18 protein-coding genes and 1 other annotated feature (1 of these 19 running past the window's edge) are annotated in these 21,667 nt (G+C 41.7%); of the genes, 9 read left to right on the plus strand and 9 right to left on the minus strand.

The window, feature by feature from the left end; all coding sequences use genetic code 11:
• Positions 1-36 (minus strand) — a binding site (T-box leader) (it extends 172 nt beyond the left edge of the window).
• 60 nt (positions 37-96) lie between these two features.
• The 3 genes from thiI to LRC_RS06880 all read right to left on the minus strand — a co-directional run bounded on the left by thiI (position 97) and on the right by LRC_RS06880 (position 4,311).
• The gene (gene thiI, locus LRC_RS06870; protein WP_014073744.1) at positions 97-1,314 is read right to left on the minus strand and encodes a tRNA uracil 4-sulfurtransferase ThiI; all 1,218 of its coding nucleotides are present in this window, start codon (positions 1,312-1,314) and stop codon (positions 97-99) included.
• 19 nt (positions 1,315-1,333) lie between these two features.
• Complete coding sequence (locus LRC_RS06875; protein WP_014073745.1) at positions 1,334-2,488, minus strand: cysteine desulfurase family protein; 1,155 nt, start codon at positions 2,486-2,488, stop codon at positions 1,334-1,336.
• 119 nt (positions 2,489-2,607) lie between these two features.
• On the minus strand, positions 2,608-4,311 hold the full coding sequence (locus LRC_RS06880; RefSeq protein ID WP_014073746.1) for a septation ring formation regulator EzrA: 1,704 nt from the start codon (positions 4,309-4,311) through the stop codon (positions 2,608-2,610).
• A 111-nt stretch (positions 4,312-4,422) separates the two neighbouring features.
• On the opposite strand from LRC_RS06880, the gene LRC_RS06885 reads away from it, so the two are divergent.
• From LRC_RS06885 to LRC_RS06895, 3 genes are all read left to right on the plus strand, one after another.
• Positions 4,423-4,881, plus strand: coding sequence for a GAF domain-containing protein (locus tag LRC_RS06885; RefSeq protein WP_014073747.1), 459 nt, complete (start codon positions 4,423-4,425; stop codon positions 4,879-4,881).
• A 201-nt stretch (positions 4,882-5,082) separates the two neighbouring features.
• Entirely contained in the window at positions 5,083-5,691 is a 609-nt protein-coding gene (gene rpsD, locus LRC_RS06890; protein WP_003694425.1) for a 30S ribosomal protein S4, read from the plus strand.
• 112 nt (positions 5,692-5,803) lie between these two features.
• The gene (locus LRC_RS06895; RefSeq protein ID WP_014073748.1) at positions 5,804-6,250 is read left to right on the plus strand and encodes a YueI family protein; all 447 of its coding nucleotides are present in this window, start codon (positions 5,804-5,806) and stop codon (positions 6,248-6,250) included.
• 249 nt (positions 6,251-6,499) lie between these two features.
• Here LRC_RS06895 and LRC_RS06900 read toward each other — a convergent pair whose 3' ends face one another.
• On the minus strand, positions 6,500-8,557 hold the full coding sequence (locus LRC_RS06900; protein ID WP_014073749.1) for a hypothetical protein: 2,058 nt from the start codon (positions 8,555-8,557) through the stop codon (positions 6,500-6,502).
• A gap of 121 nt (positions 8,558-8,678) precedes the next feature.
• Here LRC_RS06900 and LRC_RS06905 point away from each other — a divergent pair, with 121 nt between their 5' ends.
• From LRC_RS06905 to LRC_RS06915, 3 genes are all read left to right on the plus strand, one after another.
• Positions 8,679-9,953 (plus strand): replication-associated recombination protein A, encoded by a 1,275-nt coding sequence (locus LRC_RS06905; protein WP_041820029.1) that lies wholly within the window; start codon positions 8,679-8,681, stop codon positions 9,951-9,953.
• Between the two features lie 283 nt (positions 9,954-10,236).
• Positions 10,237-10,530: a hypothetical protein gene (locus LRC_RS06910; RefSeq protein ID WP_014073751.1), complete on the plus strand. Its 294-nt coding sequence runs from the start codon at positions 10,237-10,239 to the stop codon at positions 10,528-10,530.
• A gap of 102 nt (positions 10,531-10,632) precedes the next feature.
• Positions 10,633-11,115, plus strand: coding sequence for a universal stress protein (locus LRC_RS06915; RefSeq protein ID WP_003694453.1), 483 nt, complete (start codon positions 10,633-10,635; stop codon positions 11,113-11,115).
• A gap of 50 nt (positions 11,116-11,165) precedes the next feature.
• Here LRC_RS06915 and LRC_RS06920 read toward each other — a convergent pair whose 3' ends face one another.
• From LRC_RS06920 to LRC_RS06930, 3 genes are all read right to left on the minus strand, one after another.
• Positions 11,166-11,720 carry a DNA-3-methyladenine glycosylase I gene (locus LRC_RS06920; RefSeq protein ID WP_014073752.1) on the minus strand — a complete coding sequence of 185 codons (555 nt, stop codon included), beginning with the start codon at positions 11,718-11,720 and terminating at the stop codon, positions 11,166-11,168.
• A 10-nt stretch (positions 11,721-11,730) separates the two neighbouring features.
• Positions 11,731-12,795, minus strand: coding sequence for a glycerophosphodiester phosphodiesterase (locus LRC_RS06925; RefSeq protein ID WP_258414266.1), 1,065 nt, complete (start codon positions 12,793-12,795; stop codon positions 11,731-11,733).
• A gap of 642 nt (positions 12,796-13,437) precedes the next feature.
• Positions 13,438-14,586, minus strand: a complete 1,149-nt coding sequence (locus LRC_RS06930) for a D-alanine--D-alanine ligase family protein (protein ID WP_014073754.1) — start codon at positions 14,584-14,586, stop codon at positions 13,438-13,440.
• A gap of 289 nt (positions 14,587-14,875) precedes the next feature.
• Here LRC_RS06930 and LRC_RS06935 point away from each other — a divergent pair, with 289 nt between their 5' ends.
• From LRC_RS06935 to LRC_RS06945, 3 genes are read left to right on the plus strand one after another with little or no spacing between them, the layout of a single operon-like run.
• Positions 14,876-16,408 carry a hypothetical protein gene (locus LRC_RS06935; RefSeq protein ID WP_014073755.1) on the plus strand — a complete coding sequence of 511 codons (1,533 nt, stop codon included), beginning with the start codon at positions 14,876-14,878 and terminating at the stop codon, positions 16,406-16,408.
• Positions 16,401-18,557, plus strand: coding sequence for an RNA degradosome polyphosphate kinase (locus LRC_RS06940; RefSeq protein WP_014073756.1), 2,157 nt, complete (start codon positions 16,401-16,403; stop codon positions 18,555-18,557). The genes LRC_RS06935 and LRC_RS06940 overlap by 8 nt, the downstream gene beginning before the upstream one ends.
• On the plus strand, positions 18,557-19,507 hold the full coding sequence (locus tag LRC_RS06945) for a Ppx/GppA family phosphatase (protein WP_014073757.1): 951 nt from the start codon (positions 18,557-18,559) through the stop codon (positions 19,505-19,507). Before LRC_RS06940 ends, LRC_RS06945 begins: the two co-directional genes overlap by 1 nt.
• Positions 19,508-19,843: 336 nt before the next feature.
• On the opposite strand, the gene LRC_RS06950 is transcribed toward LRC_RS06945, so the two are convergent.
• Positions 19,844-20,689 (minus strand): phosphotransferase, encoded by an 846-nt coding sequence (locus tag LRC_RS06950; RefSeq protein ID WP_014073758.1) that lies wholly within the window; start codon positions 20,687-20,689, stop codon positions 19,844-19,846.
• A 65-nt stretch (positions 20,690-20,754) separates the two neighbouring features.
• The gene (locus LRC_RS06955; protein ID WP_241531249.1) at positions 20,755-21,474 is read right to left on the minus strand and encodes a DMT family transporter; all 720 of its coding nucleotides are present in this window, start codon (positions 21,472-21,474) and stop codon (positions 20,755-20,757) included.
• Between the last annotated feature and the right edge of the window lie 193 nt (positions 21,475-21,667).

Here is a 21,667-nt window from a genome sequence, read left to right on the forward strand (position 1 = left end):
TCGTCATGTCTGAACCCTCTTGTTCAAAGCTTATACGAGTATTTTAGCCTTGTTGGCACAGTGCGTCAAGCTAAAATTAAATTTAATCATGCAGAATTAAAGCAATTCTGAAAATGCCTGTTCGGAATCATTTAAGAAAGAATCGCCAATTTGAATATTCGTCACTTTAACGCCGTCCAAAGCACGCTGAATCAATCCATCGACATCTAAGCGGCTTTCGTAATAGCGCGCGCGATCAATTTTCGGCTTCGTCTTCGGAGCAGGAGGAGCGAAAACGGTACAGCAATCCTCAAACGGCATGATTGACAGATCAAACGTATCAATCTTTTGAGCAATCTTGATGATTTCATTTTTATCCATTGAAACAACCGGCCGCAAAACAGGCATCGTCGTCACATCGTTGATGGCCGCCATACTTTCAAGCGTCTGGGAAGCAACCTGTCCCAAAGCTTCACCGTTAAAAATTGCCAGACCACCGCGTTTTTTGGCTAATGCCTCCGTCAGCCTGAGCATGAACCGTCGCTGAATCGTCATCAGATATCCGGACGGAACGTCATGTTTGACCGTTTCCTGAATTTCGGTAAACGGAACCTCGATAAACTGTATTCTTCCAACGTAAGGCGTCAGCTTGGCTGTCAGTTCCTTGGCTTTGTTCAAAGCCTGTTCGCTCGTATATGGCGGACTGAAGAAGTGAACCATTTCAATATCAACGCCGCGTTTCATTGCAAGATAGCCCGCAACCGGCGAATCAATGCCGCCTGAAAGCATCAGCATTGCGCGTCCGGCGGTGCCGACAGGCAGTCCGCCGGCCCCCTGGATCTTTTCATGAGACAAATAGATGCCGTCGCAACGAACTTCGACTCGCAGCGTAATATCCGGATTTTTCATTTTAACCTTGAGTCCTGGGACGTTTTGAAGCACGTATCCGCCGATCATTTCATTCAATTCGTTCGTATCATAGACAAAATGGTGATCGGAGCGTCTCGTATTTACTTTGAACGTCATTCCGTCGAAGAACTTTTCGTTGATCATTTCAACGGCTTTTTCCTTTACAGCTTCGACATCGCGTTCGACCCTGACCGATGGTGAAAAATTCTGAATTCCAAAAACCTGTTTTAAACGTTCGATGACTTTGTCGGAATCCTCACCGTTCAAATAAATGTGCATTCGATCACGATGTGCCTTGACGACCAATTTCGGAAAATCGTGCATTGCGGAACGCACGTTGAATCCCAAACGGTCGATAAAGTTTCGCCTGTTTTTGCCTTTTGTTGACAGTTCGCCGTAACGAACCATAATTTCAGTATATTGCATATTGTTTCCTTTCAATGATTTAAGAGTTGATCATCCGAAATTTTTCATATAATTCATCAAAAACATTGTTGAATTCTTCCGCCTCTTCAAGCGTATTGTTTTCATCAAGACTGACTCGAACCGCAGAAGTTGCAATTCCGTCATCAATTCCAATCGAACGGAGCGTCGATGAAACCGTATGTTTCTTAGATGAACATGCGCTTGTCGTTGAAATGTAAATGTCATTGTCTTCAAAAGCATGGACAATCGTCTCGCCCCTGACGCCCTTGATTGCAAAACAAAGCACGTGTGGGGCAAAATTCTTGTCGCGTCCGGAAAAGATGACTGCTTTGTCGAATTTTTCCACGTGATCGTAGATTTTTTCTTTAATTTTTTGCTGACGCTTTGAATATTCGTCCTCATTTTCGACCACAAGTCTCAAAGCCTTTGCCATTGCCGCAATCGCAGGCAGATTTTCGGTTCCGCTTCGCAGATTTTTTTCCTGTCCACCGCCCGTCAATAGCGGAGCAATCATTCTGCCTTCTTTTTTATACATGAATCCAATCCCGCGCGGTGCATGAAATTTGTGACCGGAAAACGACATCAGGTCAATCCGCTCATTTTTAAGCATCTTGCCAAGCCCCTTTCCGACCGCCTGAACGGCATCGACGTGAAAATGAATTTTAGGATAGTCTTTCAAAACTTCAGCAATCTCATCAATCGGCTGAATAGACCCAACTTCATTGTTGACTGCCATGATTGAAACAAGAATCGTATCTTTCCTGATTGATTTTCTCAAATCCTCGCAGCTGACTCGTCCTTCCTTGTCAACCGGAAGATAGGTCACTTCAAAACCCAGCTTTTCCAATTGTCTCATCGTATTGATGACTGCAGGGTGCTCAACGCTTGACGTGATTAAATGTTTTCCGTAAATATGCTTTTCAATGGCAGTTCCTTTGATTGCCCAGTTGTCGCTTTCAGTCCCGCCGCTGGTAAAGAAGATCTCATCTTGCTTTCTTCCGATCAAATCAGCAACCTGCTTTCTTGCCTGTTCAAGCAGATTAAAGGCATGTTCTCCCAGATTATGCAAAGATGAGGGATTGCCCCAAACTTTTTCACAAACCGTCTGATACGTTTGCAAAACTTGCGGATCTATTTTTGTCGTTGCACTATTGTCAAAGTACATTTTCTGCATACCCTCTCTTTTACATTGACATTCCTTTTAATTCTAACCAATCAACTATCAAAATACAAGCAAAAAAGGATGACGCAATTGTCACCCTTTATAAAGCAAAATTTCCGATTTTCATGCATCTAACTTTGATATTTGCTCTTTTTCTTATAGCTTGCTTCAATTCTGCGATACGAGTTTTCATCGACTTTTTCCAAAATATGCGCAATCGTGTCAAGCGATTTTATGTAATCGCACTTTTCAAACAGGCTGATTGCTTCTTTTTGTGCATTGGCCACTTCTTCTGACTCGCCTCGATATCGATTGGCATACTGGATGCACTCCTGGGCCAATGTTGACGCATCGATTATTTCCTGAGTCTTTTTCTCCAAAACGTCAAGATCGGATTGAGTATTGATCAAATCATGCTCAATCTGATCCATGTCGACTTGAATCTTGCCCAAATCGTTTGCCAAATCAACGATTTCAGCTGAAACTTTCAAGAAATACTGCTGATATTCATTGGAAAGACCAGGCAAGTTGAGGTTGTCGATTGATCGTTTCAAACGATGCATTTCAGCATCAAAATTCTGAATGGCTCGTTTTGCATCTTGTTCATCCTTGAAAAGCGATGCCACGCTGTCGAAAATTTCTTTTTGTCGCTTTTCAATATTAGCCAGATCCTTCAAATTTTCAAGCATCCGCGAGTAATATTCGGAATAACAGATGCTCATTTCTTCATCACGGTTCTCATAGCCCTGATACCATTTTTCGATGCGTTTCAGCATATCGTCCAAACTATGCGCGTTTTCGGGTTCATTGTGATTGAATACGTAATTCATCGAAAGTCGATCCAACTCTATCAGCAGTTCTCGTTCCTGTTTGCGAGCGTGTTCCATAAAGTCTTTGAAATAGGAAAGTCGCTTGTCAAAGCGAAGTTTGGCATTATATTCTTTTTCGATTGCATCATACAGTTTTTCGATATTTTCATAAATTTTGTTGTCGAGTAATTCGCAATTTTCAACTTCGATTTTTGCAAGTCCTTCATCAAGTCGTTTTATTTGGTCATCCGTTTCAGAAATGACCTTTTCAGAGTCAAACTCAAACTCATAGCGTTCTTCTTTCATCTTTCTGATGGCTTCTTTGATTTCTGTCATCTGTTCCGGATAAACGTTCTTGTAGTTCTTATAAATTGGCGGAATTTTATCAAGAGCTGTTTCAAGCACGTGCGTTTTTTGACGAAGTTCTGAGAGAATTTCATCCGTTTTCTTCAAATCGCCCTTTTCAAGCACCTTCATATAGTCTTCAAAAAGATTCTCAAGATTTTGCATGCTTGATTCCAAGGCATCAATGCTTTGACCATACGAAAAATTTTTTGTCAGCAAAATCTTTCTGATCCTTTGATACTTGTCTTTAAGTTCCTTGACTGCTTCCTGATGACTTTCGGCCTGTTTTTTAATTCGTGAAACCTTTGCTGCCAGTTCACGGTACTGAGAAATTGCGTCCATGGTCTTTTTCCTGGTTGTTTCAAGCCCCGTCTTAGACAAAAAAACATGATATCCCTCAATCTGTTCATCAATTTCATCCAATTCCTCGATAATCTCCGGCAAACGTCGATTCATCAGATAATGGTACGATTTATCCATGTTTTCAACTTCCGTCAGACTTTCGCCTGAAAGAGTCATCCGGCTGAGATTGGCAAAATCCGCATCCAATGACGCTTTTTCAATGCTTTCAACTTGATTTCTTACCTCTTCTGCCTGCATCTTATATCGTCGTTTGAAAACCATTGCTGCAGCGTAAAGCACCACCGCCAAGGCAATGATCGTCATTAAAATTGCCATCATAATGTGAATTCCGCCCCTTACTTTCAAATCATCGAATTTGCATTTAAATACAATTGCTTATATTATAACATATGATACATAAAAAATAACCGCTTGGAGGCCTCAATAATTATGACCGATAATCTGTTGTCGAAACAACTTGACGCGCTTTTGTTCAATGAGCATAACCCCGTTTCAAATCTGGCAAATGCGTCGGCGCTCCTGTACAGTAGCTTAAAAGACGTCAATTGGGCCGGTTTTTACCTTTATGACGAACAAACCGATTCATTAGATCTTGGACCGTTTCAAGGGAAAGTTGCCTGTATGCACATTAAAAACGGCACCGGTGTCTGCGGAACTGCATTTTCACAAAGAAAAGCCCTGCGCGTCGCAAACGTCCATGAATTTCCGGGACACATCGCATGCGACTCTGCCTCAAATTCTGAGATTGTCATTCCTTTGATCAAAGACAATCAAATGATTGGTGTGCTCGACATCGATTCGCCTTCAAAAAATCGTTTCAGCAAAGAAGACGAAACGGCACTTTCCGGATTTGTCGAAGTCTTGCTTAAAAACACAAAATGGTCTTGACACAAAAGATTCAATCTGATACGATGTCAGTTGTGTAAAATAATGCAGCAGCGAGCGGTAAGAACGTCAACATTTCATTGCCGTTTTGGTTCGTATGAGTAACCCTTCGGCTGCAAGGGTGAAAATCGCAAAATGAAATGCACGAATACTAAACTCGCACGGATTATTTTACTCCAAATTATTTAATTGGAGGAATTTTAAATGTCTCGTTATACAGGTCCTTCCTGGAAGGTTTCACGTCGCTTAGGCATCTCCCTTTCAGGCACAGGCAAAGAATTAGCACGTCGTCCTTACGCACCAGGTCAACACGGTCAAAACAACCGTCGCAAGCTTTCCGAATATGGTTTGCAATTGCGTGAAAAGCAAAAGCTTCGCATGACGTACGGTTTGTCAGAACGTCAATTTGCTAACCTTTTCGTTAAGGCTGGCAAGATTCGCGAAGGCAAGCACGGTGATAACTTCATGATTCTTTTGGAACGTCGCCTGGACAACGTTGTTTACCGTCTTGGATTAGCTACGACACGTCGTCAAGCTCGCCAATTGGTAAACCATGGTCACATCACGGTTGATGGCAAGCGCGTTGACATTCCGTCATACGAAGTAAAGCCTGGCCAAGTTATTTCCTTGCGTGAACGTTCAAAGAACCTTCAAGTCGTTAAGGATGCTTTGGAAGCCGTTGTCGGTCGTGCACCATTCGTTTCATTCGACGAAAACAAGATGGAAGGCTCATTGGTACGTCTTCCTGAACGTGAAGAACTCGATGCAAACATCGATGAAGCTCTTGTCGTTGAATACTACAACAAACTTTAATTTTCAAAGTGAATTTGTTGAAACGGTCCTCTTTATGGGGGCTGTTTTTTGTTGTCTGAATTATCTTCTTCATGTTACACTTTAGAATGAAAACAAGAAAGAAGGTTGAACGATGTCTGATGAACTACAAAACCATATGAACAAGGGAATGTATGGAACTCCCCAGATTAATCCTGACGAACGCCGCAAATACCTTGGAACTTTTCGCGAAAGAGTCGATGTCGTCATCACGTTTGAAGAACTAAACAACCCGGAAAGTTTGCTTGATTTGTCACAAGAAATGTCGATTCATCCGGACTTCCGCCTGATTATCAACGGTCAGGTCGATGCAGCTTCTCTTTCCAAACTGGTCAAGCTTGCAAATGATCACGGCATTGATTTCACTGCAACGTCCGATCACAATCTCCCGAATGATTCAACCGATTTCGCGGTTGTTTTTTGCGACAAGACTCAAGCCATTCACAAAGAAAAAATTGATATTTTTGAGTGCTACCCTAAGAAAACGGAGAATTCGTCTCATCCTAAGCATCGTTCTCTCCTGGAAAGACTTTTCGGCTAAAAAAGAGACTGGGAGAAAAAAGCCCCGTTTCCGGCTTGAATTAAACATAATGCCGGACATAGTACAATCCGCTTGAGACTGATTTTGTCCAGCTTTTTTCAATTTTAATACATGAAAACAAACTTTTTTGCTTATTTCCATCGTAGCATGGGAATTGTCATGAATACTAACTAAAAACCCGAATGATTGCAACTAACTGCAAATCATCCGGGTTTTTAGTTTGAGGCATAATTATTCCAAGCCTCTTTTTTACTGCATCATAACGATTTTTTTTGCGATATTTTGATTTCCAATCAAGAGCACGTTTTCGTGCATCGAAAGTTTCGGAGTTGCATGGGCACTCAAGAAAATCAATGCCTCCGGATGGTCGGCATCATATCTTTGATAGATATTTGGAATCACAATGTCAAGCGCTCCGTCATGAAGTCTCAACGCCTTGGCCAAACGGCAAAGCTCATCCAGATAGCTTGAATCAATTTCATCGAGAACTTCCAAGCTGCGGTTTCCGGTCCCGCTTGTCGCATCATAACGAAGCAAAACCTCGTTTCCGCGCCCTGGTATCGTCTCAAGCGTCACTCCTTGAACATCCATCGTTTCTTTTTCGGAAGGTCCGATGATGATTTGGTTTGTCTTGTCAGACAAATTTTTGCTGTCGATCAACTGTTTGATCGTTCTTCTTCCGTCACCGACGACTCCCGCAGGCAAGCGTTCGATTACGCTTAAAATTCGATCCTGGAAAAATAATGCCCGATAAACGGACCCTGGAACCACCAGTTCGATCATCGCCTTTTTCCCATCGCGAATGATGCGTGAAACAGCATCCCACAACTCTTCTTTAGTCGGTGCCAACCTGAACAGGGAGGCTTTTTCATCTGAAGGACCTTCAGCATTTTTGACAGAAACGGCCATTCCTTTGACGCGCGGAAAAATCTCATCAAACTTTCTGCGATTGCCGACGATGTAATCAGACAAAACGGTGAAACCGAACTGTTCAACGAATTGTTTGGCAACCGATTTTTTATCCCAGATTTCTTTCATCAGCGCGCTGTCTGAACTTGTCTGAATCCCGCTTTTGATCATTTTGGAGCCGATTTGCACGATATTTGCTTCAGGAATTACCGGCTGATATGAAATTCCGTTTAAAATTGACTCTTCAATCAAACGAGCGCTTCCGTCGTCAAATCCGGTATCTAAAACCTCATTTTGATTTTTTTGCATCAAATTTATGCCGTAATCAAACAGGCTTTGGTTTCCTTGCAGCCTGATCAGTTTTGCGGCCGGAGTATTTTCCGGTTCTTCAATCCTTATTTTCAAAGCATCAGAAACGCTTTGCATCTTTGAAAAGCCCAATTTTTCTCCAAAGCGCAAAATGTCCTGCATAAACAAGCGGGCTTTGGTAACCACGTCCGATTTAGCATAGGGACTTTCTTTTGCCACATTAAGGCTGAAACTTCTTGAATCGTTTAAAATGCTTTCATCAACGTTTTCGGTCATTAAAAAATACCCTGCCATAAGCTCTAACGTTGAAATCATGAGCGGAGTCACTCCTAAAATGCTGCGTGGATCATAATCTACCGTTTCGATCTGCAGATAATGAATTCCTTGATCCTTCATTTCGTTCAGATCTGCATAGTTTCCGTTCGGCATGATTCCGTCCGGATTTGTTCGATCAGACGTTTCAAGGTATTTTTTGAGACTCAAGTAATTTAAATTGTCCGCCTGTTTTTGGACAACAGGATTTATGTTGTTTGAAGCGGAACGTTTCGGTGAACTTTTTCCCTCGACTTCACCCGCTGCAAAATCATACGGAGTTGCTCCAAAAAGGTATTCCAAAAACCACCTTTTTGAGACAAAACCGCGCAAAACTTTCATATAAACCTGATTTCTGAAGGTCATATAAGAAATTTTGCTTCGCTTAAACTCAGATTCGTAAAGTTCCTTGAACAACCCTTCCGGAAATCGCAAAAGAATTTTAGGGTCAAGTTTTGAATCTTTTTTAATTCCGCAAGAAAAAGGCCATAAATAAGCATCGTCTCCGATTGCTTTTCTCAGCGTATGCTCTTGAAGCTTCATGTCGAAGAAAAGTTTTGATGCCGAAAGCCATGAACGAGTGGTCAGCTCGACTACCCCCTTTGAAACTTTCAAATAGGGATTGTCCTTTTGCTCAAGCTCTGCATTTCCAAGCGATCCGTCTCTTCTGACGACCTGACGCGGCCTTGAAACCTTCCATGCAATATTAAACAAAGCCCCCGTCATTTTCTCTTTTTCAATTACATTTCCGATTTCGTCAAATTTCACGATTCTCATCCTTTGCAAAAATTGTTATCTATATTATACCAAAACATGCAGTTTTCATCACTATCATGTCTCTTTAAGTTGTCTTTCGAACAAGCGTTGGCGTAAAATATAAGCATAAGGAAGTGATTCGATGAAACCACTCGCATTTCGCATGCGTCCAAAAGACATTGACGAAATCGTCGGACAACGTCACCTTGTCGGAGAAGGCAAGATTATTCGCCGAATGGTTCAGGCAAAACTTTTATCATCAATGATTCTTTACGGTCCTCCCGGAACAGGCAAAACCAGCATTGCAAGTGCGATTGCCGGTTCGACGAAATATGCTTTTCGCATTTTAAATGCAGCGACCGACTCCAAAAAAGAGCTTGAACAGGTTGCGTTGGAGGCAAAAATGAGCGGAACGGTCATTTTGATGCTCGATGAGATTCATCGCCTGACCAAGCCTAAACAGGATTTTTTGTTGCCGCTGCTTGAAAGCGGCAAAATCATTTTGATTGGCGCGACAACAGAAAATCCTTATATCTCCATCAATCCTGCCATTCGCAGTCGAACGCAGATTTTTGAAGTCCAAAAACTTTCGGAAGAAGATATTAAAACTGCCATTAACAGGGCTCTCCAAGACGATGAGCGCGGTCTCGGAAAATACCATGTCGTATTGGACGATGATGCCATGATTCACTTGGCGCGGGCAACGAACGGCGATCTGAGAAGCGCGCTGAACGGACTGGAATTGGCCGTAATGTCAACGCCAACGGATGAAAGCAATCATGTTCACGTCACGCTTGAAATCATTGAGGAATGCATTCAAAAAAAAGCGCTCACGCATGATAAGGACGGTGATGCGCATTATGACGTGATTTCGGCATTCCAAAAATCGATTCGCGGTTCCGATACGAATGCGGCCTTGCACTACATGGCCCGATTGCTTGAAGCGGGCGACTTGATCAGCGTCATGAGAAGATTGCTGACCATTGCCTATGAAGATATCGGATTAGCCAATCCCCCTGCCTGTTCAAGAACCGTTTCTGCCGTGCTCGCAGCTGAACGATTGGGATTGCCTGAAGCACGAATTCCTTTGGCCGATGCCGTAATTGAGCTTTGCATTTCGCCAAAATCAAATTCAGGAATTCAGGCAATTGATGCTGCTCTTGACGATATCAGAAAGGGCCACGGAGGTGAGGTCCCAAATCACTTGAAGGATGCTCACTATAAAGGAGCAGAAAAACTCGGTCACGGGACGAGTTACAAGTATCCACATGACTATCCGCATGACTGGGTCAAACAACAATATCTTCCCGATTCCCTGCTTGACCGCACCTACTACGTTCCAAAAGAAAACGGTCGTTACGAACAAGCTTTGAAACAACAATATTCGGCATTGCAAAATTCCAGATGGCGCAAGTGATTTGTAATTATTCAAAACCTATGCTAAGATGAAATTGGAATTCTGAAGTGTACGTGTCGTCCTATCGTATGGTTGACCGAACAACTGATATATTTGTGACCGGATCTCGAGGCGGCTGGCAGACCATTTCACGTGGCGTCCAAAAAACCTCGGTATGGACACTTTTTCCTGCATAAACGCGGGTTCAACTGCAAGGACTTAAATCGGCACCATCGGATTTTCACCGGCCAAAGTTTTTGCTTTGGCCCTTTTTTAGACAAAGACTTAACTGAGGACTTTTACAATGCAAAATATAGCAACGGCTTTATTCATCGGCCTTGGCCTAATCGTTGTTTTTTTAGGTTGGTACGTTTTTAGCCACAGAAACAAGCCCGTCATCATTTTTCATCCGGAAAAAGATCGATCGCTTTCAAAAATTATGTTGGTTTTGGGAATCGTCCTGATTATCTGTGGAAGCTTGAGTATTATTTCAGCTTTTACCACACTTGTGATTTTCAAAATCATCCTCCTGATCTGTGATGCCGTTTTTGTTTCAAGCCTTTCCTTTTTGATGCTTGCGTACTCAATCGGCAACTGATGTTTATTGGCGCTTTTGTTCACAAAAAAGTGAGCGTTTTCACTTTATTTTTCCGTATAAATAAAGTAAAATAAATATGAAAGTAAAGAAAGGGTGAGTCAAATGTTACAAAGATACAAAAACATTCTTGTTCCTGTCGACGGGTCTCGCGAAGCTGAATTAGCATTCAAGAAAGCCGTTTCTGTCGCAAAAAGAAATGGTGATGAAACGACTCTTCATTTAGTTCACGTTGTCGATACGCGTGCTTTCCAAAATATTTCAAGCTTTGACACGGCAATGGTGGATCAAGTAACCGAAACCGCCAAAAAGACAATGGAAGGTTACGTTGAATCCGCCAAAGCAGACGGTGTTAAGAATATTGACTTCACGGTTGAATATGGCGCTCCGAAAGCCGTTATCGCAAAAGACATTCCTGAAGATCAAAAGATTGATTTGATTGTTATCGGTGCTACTGGCCTGAATGCCGTTGAACGCTTGTTGATTGGTTCGGTTACGGAGTACGTTACGCGTACGGCTCCATGCGACGTTTTGGTCGTCAGAACTGATCTCGATAATAAACCGGCACTTAAAAAAGATGCCAAATAAGCTTAATCTTTGACGTACAGAACAGAAACCTTCTTCTGGGTTTCTGTTTTTTATGATATTCTTGCCTGACAATCAATCAAATGATCATTGACGATTCCGACAGTTTCTAAAAAACTGTAGATTAAAACAGGCCCGACCATGATAAAACCTCTTTCATGCATCTCATCCGAAATTTTTCTTGACAACAAGGTTTGTTCTGGAATCATCTCTGCATGAAGCCACTTATTGTCAATTGTTCTGAAACCGGTATAACTCCAGAAAAAATCATCCAATGTCTGCCCATTTGCGCGCATTTTTTGACTGACCGTCGCATTGCAAACAACGGCTGAAACTTTCTTTTTGTTTCGAATCATTTTTTTATCGCAAAGAATTCTTTCGATTTCTTCTGGTGACATCTGCGCAACTTTATCAATTTCGAAATCATGAAATGCCAAGCACAAATCATCTCGCTTATCAAGGATGGTACCGTATGACAATCCGGCCGCTAAGACGGAAAGACTCAAAAACTCGAAAAGCTTATTGTCTTCATGAACGGGTCGACCCCATTCTTCTTCGTGAAATTTTGACAAATTTGCTTTATTCAATCCCCAAGGACAACTATTCATTCAAACACCCCTATTTCAGCGTAGCGTAACTATTAATAAAACATCCTAAAGAAAAATCATCTTTTGTTGCCGTTTTTAAAAAGCGTTTAAGCTTGCTGCCGTTGTCGGTAATAACGCCATCGGCACCGATTGCGCAAGCGCGAAGACAGTCCAGCTTGTTATTGACGGTCCAAACATAGACCTTCTTTTTTTGGTCATGCGCAGCCTTGATAAATGAGCGATTCATCGTTAAATATTCGATTGAATAAAAATCAATCGCACCTTTGGGCATTGAAAAAATTTCAAACGGCAAAACGTACCCGCACTTTAAGCGTTTTTCAGATTTTTTTACGTTGGCAATAATCTGATAGTCCATCGAATGAACCATGTCGCCGTGATCGATCATCGAATCAGCATACAAATGACAGAATTCAGCAGCCAAATCATAATTATCATGTTCATCCGTTTTGATTTCGGTAATCAGCGACTGTTTGATTTGATGAGCTGCTTCAAGGTACTGACTATATCCTGAAAGATATGCGGCATGACCGCTTTCTTTTACTTTGTGCCCTATCAGATCACCCAAACTAAGATTGTTTACTTCACGTTCTTTTCCTGAAGAATTTGCCAACATTGCATCGTGAATAACGACGAAACGTCCATCCACCGTCTGTCTGACGTCAAGCTCTGAATAATCAGGAGAAAGCTTTTTTTTCGAATCCTTAAGCGTTGGAACGGTATTCGGGACACCGTTGTTTCCGTCGGACCCACGATGCGCAACTATTTTAAAATCGCTTTGAAGATTCGGAACAAGTGAATTTTTGACAAATATCAACTGCACGACGGCCGCAATCAAAAAGCAAATCGCAACAGGCCCGCTGATTTCTGAAACACGTGAATCGAACGAACGATTTCCAAAGTAAAGCTGAAAACACGCCATTTGATACATGATCAGCAAAATCCACTTAAGCATAAGAATCAATATTTCCCAAAGAAACTGCGCATTGCCAAGCAAATTCTCGCACAGCCAATATCCGATCGCAAAAAGAAACGCTGACCAAAAGATAAATTCCGTTTCCAATAATAATATGCGCAAAAAAAGACGTTTACTTTTTATTTTTTTTGAAAAAAATACCCCGACGGTTTCATCAGACACGGAACAAAAAAGCCAAATCATGCCAAAGAAACAACAGACAACTATTAAAATAAACTGCCTTCGATGATCAAAAATCGCATTTTGAATCGCAATCGGGATTGGGATTTGCGACAATGCTCGAAATATGAACGGCATCCCCCTCCAGCTCAAGCTGAGCAGACTGACACAAACGAAACGAATGAGATGCCTTCTCTCAGGTCTGACGTCGCCAAATAAATATGCCGTTGTCAAATCCAGAGCCAAAAACAAAATCAACAGCAAAACAATAAAAAACATGCCATCAAATTTAAGCGACAGCATCATAAACATCCATAATAATGACCACAATAGCGCCAATTCAGGACGTTTGTCCAATTTTGCAGTTAATTCTCTTAAAAATGCTATGCCGTTCGTCAATCGAAACACCCCTGACTATTAATTACTAATATCTTAGAAAAAAAGAGCAGTCAAGTCAAAAAATTTCCTTGAGATTTGTCAAAAAACTGTCCTTAAATGCAAAAAACTCTGGGAACCCGCGATTCTCAGAGTTTTTTGCAAATATCCGATTCTGACCACTAAAAATCGAATCGATGACTTATCTGTTTACTTTTTATCTTCGTCAGTCAAAAGACCTTTACCGAGTTTTTCTGATCCAAGTTCAACAAAATCATAATGAAGTTTGGCATTGTCTTCAAATTCATCAAAGGCCAACTGAATCAAACGGTCGAGCAGATCTTTATAGCTGATGCCGGAAACGGCCCACAATTGCGGATAAAGCGAAATATTCGTAAATCCTGGCAAAGTATTGACTTCACCGAAATAAGGCACGTCATTTTCATCAACAAGGAAGTCCATTCGTGCAAGTCCGCGATTTCCAAGAACGCGGAAAGCATCAAGTGACATCTGTTGAATCTCTTTCGTCAGCTTTTCTGGCAATTCGACAGGAATTTCGAAAACGACGCCTGACGCATCAACAAACTTGTTGTTGTAGTCATAAAACGCATCTTCTGCAGGAATGCGGATAGCTCCAAGTTTTGATGCCTTGATGTCACGATTTCCCAAAACGGAGCATTCGACTTCACGCGGATTGGCAATCGTTTCTTCAACCAGAACCTTGAAATCATAATGGAATCCGTCTTGAATCGCCTTATCGAATTCTTCTTTGTTTGAAACTTTGTAAATTCCGACGGATGAGCCTTGACGAGCAGGTTTGACGAACAACGTTTCTCCAAGTTCGGCAGCACATTTTTCATAAGTATATTCAGACTGGTTCTCCGGTGTAACGACAACATACTTCGTATTGCGAATGCCATGATACGTCAAGAGCTGCTTCGTCAGATCCTTGTCGAAGGAAACTGCCGAAGAAGCGATGCCGCTGCCGATATACGGCTTGTTAAGCAAGCGGAATAAACTTTGAACCGTTCCGTCTTCACCCATATTTCCGTGAATGACCGGAATGAACAAATCAATATCCTTGACTTCTGAAAGGCTTTGAATATTAGCCAAAGGATTTGAGAAATCAACATCTTTAATTGCTTCTGCCACAACGGCATCTTCAGGCTCGCCGTCAAAAATTCTCATAGAATCTTTGTTTCCGAGCAAAAATCCTTGCTTGGTGAACATAAATACCGAAACTTCGTACTTATCTTTGTCCAATGCATCAAAAACCGTGTGAGCGGAACGTTTTGAAACGTCGTGTTCTGATGAATTGCCGCCAAAAAGCAAAGCAATGTGTAACTTCTTTTCTGACATAATCTTAAATCATCCTCTGTAGATATAAATTTCTTATACGGCCATTTTTATTATACAATAAGTATTTGATTAAAGCACTAAAAAATTTCCATTTAACACCTATTACGATAATACATGATATCTTCTGCGATGTCACTCTTTTTGTTACCGCTTTATGTCAAAGACTTCAAATGCCCTCACTGCATTTCAAAAATTCCATTCAACTTTGCATCTTTACAAAAAAGTTACTTTATGTAATATTTTTTCTGCTATGATTAAGTAGTAGACATAATTAAATAGGGGTGATTTTGTGGCTGCAAACAAACTGTACGGCATTATTTACATGTCTCCGCTCAAATTGAAACTGAATATCATCGATCTTAAAACGCAAGAAATCATTGAAACGGCAAGCTCGGCCGTTTTCGTTCAGGAGAAGCACAAATCTTCAATTTATCGACATGAACTTAAAAAAATCGTTGCTGCTCTTGACGGCTTTTTGCAATTGCTAAAAGACTATCATGTTGCTGATTATGATTTTTGGGCCAATCAGCAGCTCGTTGACGATGTTTCCGCTCGCTATCTGAGCGACCAGATTTACGTCAGAACCAAATTAAGCGTCAAATGGCTCAATACAAGTCAGATTACATACTACAAAACGATTGCAACGCTGGAATGCTCAAAACGCTTTGAAGATTTGAGCAAAGATACGATTTATTTGATGAACATTGGATCTGCAACGATCACCCTTTCAAAATTCAGTCATCAAAAATTCCAAACCGCATGGAATATCGCAATCGGCTATCAGGAATTGGACGATATCACAAAGGAACTCCAAAATATGGCCGGAAACCCCGTTGAGGTCGTTAAAGACTATATAGACAGCAAATTTGCGTTCCTGCGCCCTGAATTTAACAAAGAAAATGGGAACATTCACGTGTTCGTTCAAGATTCGCTTGTTCTCAACAAACTAATGGATACTGATGAGGATGCCAAAGCTCTTCAAAGCATTTCCTTAAAAGATTTCAATACGTTCGCCGATGAGGCAATCGATTCTCCGGACCAGTTTCTAAGTCAGCGTCTCGGAATCGATGAAAGCCTGGTAAACAGGATTGTTCCGGATATTTTGCTTGTCAGAAAACTTTTAAAGCTCGCCGGTTCAAAAGAGCTTATTTTGACGAATATGTCCGTTCCGGACGGAATTGCCATGCAAATCAGAAATGAACTCGGATATCTTGACATCGATCTCAACGACGTAATTCTTACCTCTGCTGAAAATCTTGCCAAAAGATATCTTACAAACGAAAAACATCGCAAAAGCACCGTTAAATTTGCCCTCCACCTGTTTGACCAGTTAAAAAAGCTTCATCGTCTTGGCAAACGTGAGCGATTGCTCCTTCAAATCGCATCTTCACTGGACGACATCGGCAATTTCATCAATTCGCACGGGCATTACCGCCACTCTGCCTATATTTTACAGGCAACGAAGCTGATTGGCCTTTCTGATGAAGAAAATAAAATCATTGCGGATATCGCTCGTTACCACTCGGTCGAATCCCCTGCATTTGAACAGGCACACTATCGTCACATCGAAGCGGATTCGCAAATTATCGTCGCTAAATTGGCTGCCATTTTGAGACTGGCAGACGCATTGGATGATTCCGGCAAGCAAAAGATTCAAAAAATCTCGGTTTCTTTAAAAAAAGATTCGCTCGTTATCACGGCCTCTTCTTCACACAACCTTGCCCTTGAAAAATGGGCTTTCAACCACAAAGCCAAACTGTTTGAAGAAGTCTTCGGAATCAAACCTGTCTTGAAACAACGGAGGATTGGAAACAATGGCTAAAAAATTTTCTAAAAATTCATATTTCAAAAATCGTGAACTAAGCTGGATTGACTTTAACGGCCGCGTTCTCGAAGAAGCAAGAGACGCGGACAATCCGCTGCTTGAGCGCATCAATTTTCTTGGGATAACTCAAAGCAACGTCGATGAATTCTTCATGGTTCGCGTCGCATCGCTCAATAAGCTCGTGTCAGTCAAAATCAATGATACTGATCCATCGGGCATGACCCCGAAAGAACAAATCGATGCAATTAATGAAAAAGAACACGATATGGTCGAAAAACGCTATTCGACGCTCAATCGCTCGCTTTTGCCGCTGCTTGAAAAAAACGATATCTTTTTGCTGAAACCAACCGATTTAAATGAAGAACAACAGGATTTCATCAAAAATTATTTTGAAGATGAACTCTATCCCGTTTTGACCCCGATGGCAGACGATTCTTCAAGACCGTTCCCGTTCATCAGCAACAATTCGCTCAACCTTGCAATTATGCTGAAAAATGCAGAGAACACCGGCAAATTGTTTGCAACTTTACGCATTCCTGACGTTTTTTCAAGAATCGTCAGGCTTCCGGGTGAGAACAATGATTTCATTTTGATTGAAGATATCATCAAAGAATACATCGGGCAGCTTTTTATCGGATTTTCAGTCGAAGAAACGGCAGTCTTCAGAGTAATTCGCGACATGGATCTTGATGTCGCCGAAAAAGACTCTTCCGATTTGCTGCGTGCCGTTCAAAATCAGCTTAAAGAACGTGAACATGGCGGCGTGGTACGCCTTGAAATCGAAAATACGATCGGGGACGTTTTGAAGAAACGCCTGATCAAAACGCTGAAAGTCGACAAAACTGCCATTTATCTCATCAATGGACCAATCGATCTGACGTTTTTGAAAAAGTTGCCGCGTCTTGTTTCAGGACACGATGATTTAAAATACCCTGCATTTAAAAAGCATCTTGATCCAAGCCTGTCAATGAACGAAAATATCTTTGATTCAATCAGAAAAAAAGACTATCTGCTGCAACACCCTTATGATTCGTTTGATGCCGTAACGAACTTTATCCATCAGGCTGCCACGGATCCGAATGTCTTGGGCATCAAGATGACCCTTTACCGGGTTTCCGGCAATTCTCCGATTATCAAATATCTGGGAATGGCTGCCGAATCCGGCAAGCAGGTTACCGTTCTCGTTGAAGTCAAGGCTCGATTCGATGAAGAAAACAACGTCAGATGGGCAAAACACCTTGAGAAAATGGGATGTCACGTCATCTACGGGCTGATAGGTCTCAAAACACATTCTAAAATTGCACTCGTCATCAGAAGAGATGATGACGGAATCAGACGCTATCTTCATCTGGGAACCGGCAACTACAACGACGTTACCGCCAACTTCTACACGGACATGGGGCTTTTGACGTGCAACAGAGATATGGGAATCGATGCTTCCAATCTTTTCAACATGCTTTCAGGTTTTTCCAAACCTCCTTACTTCCACCTGTTGCGCAATTCCCCCAACAACATCCGCAAGTTTATCAATGAAAAAATAGATGATGAAATCGATGCTGCCAGGAATGGACGTCCTGCTTTCATCAAAATGAAGATGAACTCTTTGTCAGATCCCCAAATTATTGAAAAACTTTATGAAGCCTCCTCCTTCGGCGTTAAAATTCAACTGATCATCCGTGGCATCTGTTGTTTAAAAAACGATATTCCGGGCATTTCCGAAAACATTGAGGTTCATTCCATCGTTGGTCGTTTTCTTGAACATAGCCGCATCTATTATTTCTACAACAACGGAAACGAAGACATCTACCTTTCCTCAGCAGACATGATGACACGAAATCTTAATCGTCGCGTTGAGCTTCTCTTTCCGCTGATTCAGTCCGACACAAAAAAGCGCGCAATTGCAATCTACAACGAAATGTGGGAAGATAACATCAAGACTCGCATTCTTCATGGCGACAAGTTCAGCCGAATCGATCGTCGCGGACTGATTCCGAACAACTCGCAGGAAAGGTTCATTCAAGATGCAGAACAAAAAAATGCGAGACTTAAAAAAATGAAAAAGGAAGCCTTGAACGGTCAGAACGCTTTTCAACCAATGACAAAACACGAAGCAGGCCTTCCTTTTGAAAGCGAGGAAGATGATTGATGGAAAATTACGTTGTGATTGACCTTGGTTCCAACTCAGTCCGTTTGCGAATCACGAACATTGCAGATGACGGAACTCTCACCGTTACGCATCAACTAAAAGAGTACGTTCGGCTTTCGGAAAATATGGGTCAGGAAAAGACTTTAAAGCAAGAACCAATCAAGCGGACACTGCAGGCCTTGAAATCTTTTAAAGATATCTATTCAAAATTGGAAAATCCAAACGTCAATGCCATCGCAACTGCTGCCGTTCGTCAGGCAGCCAATCAGAAAGATTTCTTAGATCTTGTCAAAAAAAAGCTTGATCTTGAATTTAACGTCATTACCGGCGAACGCGAGGCCTACCTTGACTTTTTAGGCGTTACCAAAACGCTACCGGTCAAAGATTGCTTGATTATGGACACTGGTGGCGCAAGTACCGAGCTTATTTTGGCAAAAAACGGTCAGGTCCAAAACCTGATCAGCCTCCCGTTTGGTTCGGTCACTATTTCTGCCGCCCATCACCTTGACGACAAAATTTCAGCTCGCCATCTTTTTGATGCCATGACCAGTGTTGAAAAGGAACTGACCAACGTCGATTGGCTGACGGAAGCACATAAGATTCCGCTGATCTGTCTTGGAGGAAGCAACCGTACTTTAGCCAAAATTGCCAGAAGACGCGAATTTCAGGCTGATAATCTTCCCGAACTTCACGGATACCGTCTTCCTTCAGATAAAGCATTTGAAATTGTCGGTGACTTGATCGATATGGACAAGAAGCAGCGTGAAAGCGTTCCTGGTCTGGCAAAATCCAGAGCCGACGTCGTCGTTGGCGGATTAACGCCGCTCGTTTTGATTCTGAGAACTTGTCATATCGACGAGATACTCTTTTCAAATCATGGCTTGCGAGAAGGAAGCCTGTTTGAATATTTGGAAAATAAAAAACAACTATCTTGGAAAGTACGCAAATGAGGCTTGAAAAAAAGTATGTCTCAAATTAAAAACCCGGATAATTTGCACCAATTGCAAGATCATCCGGGTTTTTGCGTATGCGTGACAGTCGCCTATGGTGGACAAAACGAATCAGTAAATTTGACTTAGATTTTGACCAGATTAGTTGAGCGGCACTGTATTTGGCAAAAAGAGTCATTTCCCGCGTGTCAAAATTGAAAAAATGCCGGACAAAGTCAGTCTGCTTGCGACTTCCTTCGTTCGGCAATTAGTTTGATTCAAGAGCAAACGGAAATTTTTTTCGTCTTCATTTTCTAGCAGGTCCTCAGTTCAGACTTTCAGATAAAAAATATTTCTTTAATCCAACTCAACAATGGCGTTTCTGTTTTCGATCGTCTTCAGCATTCTGTCCGGCATATCGCCAAATTTTTCGCGTTCATGCGTAACATGGAAACGACAGATATTCAAAGCACAAAGGAACAATAGGCAACGCTGCAATCCGGACCCTGGAACCTCAAAGTCGCAAACTTTCTTGTAACCTTCGATAAAGCTTGATCTTAGTTTAGGATTCTTAACCTCATTGTAAAAAAATTTAATGAAATCTTCATATGCAACGCCGACAGAAGCCCATTCAAAATCAATCAGAACTTCAGAATCCTTATAACGCTTAATGTTTCTCAAGCTGAAATCTCCGTGCAAAACAACATGCGGCAACTGTTTATATTCTTCATCAGCCTGATCAAAATCCGGTCTCAAAATTTCCATGGCCTTTTTGACGTCTTCTTCATATTTGGTATTCTTTAAGCCGTCAGCGGCATTTAAGATTCGATCGGACAGCTTCGTCTTCGTATAGTCTGCAACAAGCACCTTGTCAGTAACTTTTTGATGAAACCTTGCCAGCATCTCCCCGTATTGAGCTGCCCGCTGTTCATCAACCGGCTCAGCATCCGTATCATGCAACTCACGATCAATTAAAACAACAATATATTTGTCGCCAAAAATCACGCTGTCAAGATATATCTCCGGACAGTAGACCTGATTGACGTTTTGTTCTGCATAAAACATTTCGCTTTCAGTGAAAATTTTTACGAACAAATCTTTGTCAAAACGAACGCTGTGCCCAACAAGATGCTGATTGCCGGCAATGTCGTGTATCTTCTTAAAATCTGCTGCATAATAGTCGTTTAAAAATTCAATCAGCATAAAAATCCCACCTTAAGATATCTTTAACTTTAATTTTAAGAAAACATCTCAGAATATGCAAGCTACTATTTGCCTTTCAGAGCCATTGCCTGCAAAAAAGCGGTCGACAAAATCAAAACGGCCCCCGCTGTCTGAAAAGCCCCCAAAGTCTCATGAAACCAAATCACCGATAAAACGTTGGCCGTCAAAGGCTCAAATGCGCTCAGCATCCCGGTCGTTGAAGCCGGAATGTATTTTACGCTTTGAAGATAGCACAAATAGGATGCCATCGTCCCAAAAATGATGATATATGCAAACGATCCCACAGTAAACGGAGTTATTGAAGGAATCTTCGTGGTCAAAATCAGCGGCCAAAACAAAACGCTGCCGATAACCATTCCCAATCCCGTCACGAGACGCGCATCAAACTGCTCAAGCAGCCGTCTTGGAATCAAAGTATAAGAAGCTTGACTGACGCCTGCCATGATTCCCCAAAAAATGCCCGCAGCGGATAATGCCAACGTGCCGATTTTTCCGTTCGTAACGATAAGAATCGTTCCCAATACCGCAATCATCAATGAAATCACGTCGATTCTCCGTGGAAGCTTGCGATACTGAATCGCAAGACAGACAATGATAAATACAGGGCCTAAAAACTGCAGAATCGTTGCGGTCGCCGCATTTCCGTATCTGATTGCCAAAAAAAAGGTCAATTGCGAAGGAACCATCCCGAAAACAGCAAACAAAATCAGCAAAATCAAATTTTTCTTTTTAAAAATTTCTTTATGCTGCTCTTTATCAGTCACAATACCCCCCCAGACCGATAGCAAAAGGTTATGCCCGTATAATGGTGTAAATTGATAAAAAAAAGAGAGCCAAGTGCTCGTCTCCCAGGTATAATTAAATCACCTAACAAAATAATACTAGGAGGACAAACAAATGGCTCAATTAAATATTACCTTAAATCAAGAGGAAATTCTACAACTTCTTTCAAAGGAT

This window comes from Ligilactobacillus ruminis ATCC 27782, from assembly GCF_000224985.1.
Taxonomy (GTDB): Bacteria; Bacillota; Bacilli; order Lactobacillales; family Lactobacillaceae; genus Ligilactobacillus; species Ligilactobacillus ruminis.

Bases quoted from the DNA above. Each gene is read 5' to 3' on its own strand.
- LRC_RS06880 (WP_014073746.1), bottom strand. From the start codon at position 4,311: ATGATGGCAATTTTAATGACGATCATTGCCTTGGCGGTGGTGCTTTAC.
- LRC_RS06885 (WP_014073747.1), top strand. From the start codon at position 4,423: ATGACCGATAATCTGTTGTCGAAACAACTTGACGCGCTTTTGTTCAAT.
- LRC_RS06895 (WP_014073748.1), top strand. From the start codon at position 5,804: ATGTCTGATGAACTACAAAACCATATGAACAAGGGAATGTATGGAACT.
- LRC_RS06920 (WP_014073752.1), bottom strand. From the start codon at position 11,720: ATGAATAGTTGTCCTTGGGGATTGAATAAAGCAAATTTGTCAAAATTT.
- rpsD (WP_003694425.1), top strand. From the start codon at position 5,083: ATGTCTCGTTATACAGGTCCTTCCTGGAAGGTTTCACGTCGCTTAGGC.
- LRC_RS06940 (WP_014073756.1), top strand. From the start codon at position 16,401: ATGGCTAAAAAATTTTCTAAAAATTCATATTTCAAAAATCGTGAACTA.
- LRC_RS06900 (WP_014073749.1), bottom strand. From the start codon at position 8,557: ATGAGAATCGTGAAATTTGACGAAATCGGAAATGTAATTGAAAAAGAG.
- thiI (WP_014073744.1), bottom strand. From the start codon at position 1,314: ATGCAATATACTGAAATTATGGTTCGTTACGGCGAACTGTCAACAAAA.
- LRC_RS06930 (WP_014073754.1), bottom strand. From the start codon at position 14,586: ATGTCAGAAAAGAAGTTACACATTGCTTTGCTTTTTGGCGGCAATTCA.
- LRC_RS06875 (WP_014073745.1), bottom strand. From the start codon at position 2,488: ATGCAGAAAATGTACTTTGACAATAGTGCAACGACAAAAATAGATCCG.
- LRC_RS06915 (WP_003694453.1), top strand. From the start codon at position 10,633: ATGTTACAAAGATACAAAAACATTCTTGTTCCTGTCGACGGGTCTCGC.
- LRC_RS06905 (WP_041820029.1), top strand. From the start codon at position 8,679: ATGAAACCACTCGCATTTCGCATGCGTCCAAAAGACATTGACGAAATC.
- LRC_RS06945 (WP_014073757.1), top strand. From the start codon at position 18,557: ATGGAAAATTACGTTGTGATTGACCTTGGTTCCAACTCAGTCCGTTTG.
- LRC_RS06910 (WP_014073751.1), top strand. From the start codon at position 10,237: ATGCAAAATATAGCAACGGCTTTATTCATCGGCCTTGGCCTAATCGTT.
- LRC_RS06950 (WP_014073758.1), bottom strand. From the start codon at position 20,689: ATGCTGATTGAATTTTTAAACGACTATTATGCAGCAGATTTTAAGAAG.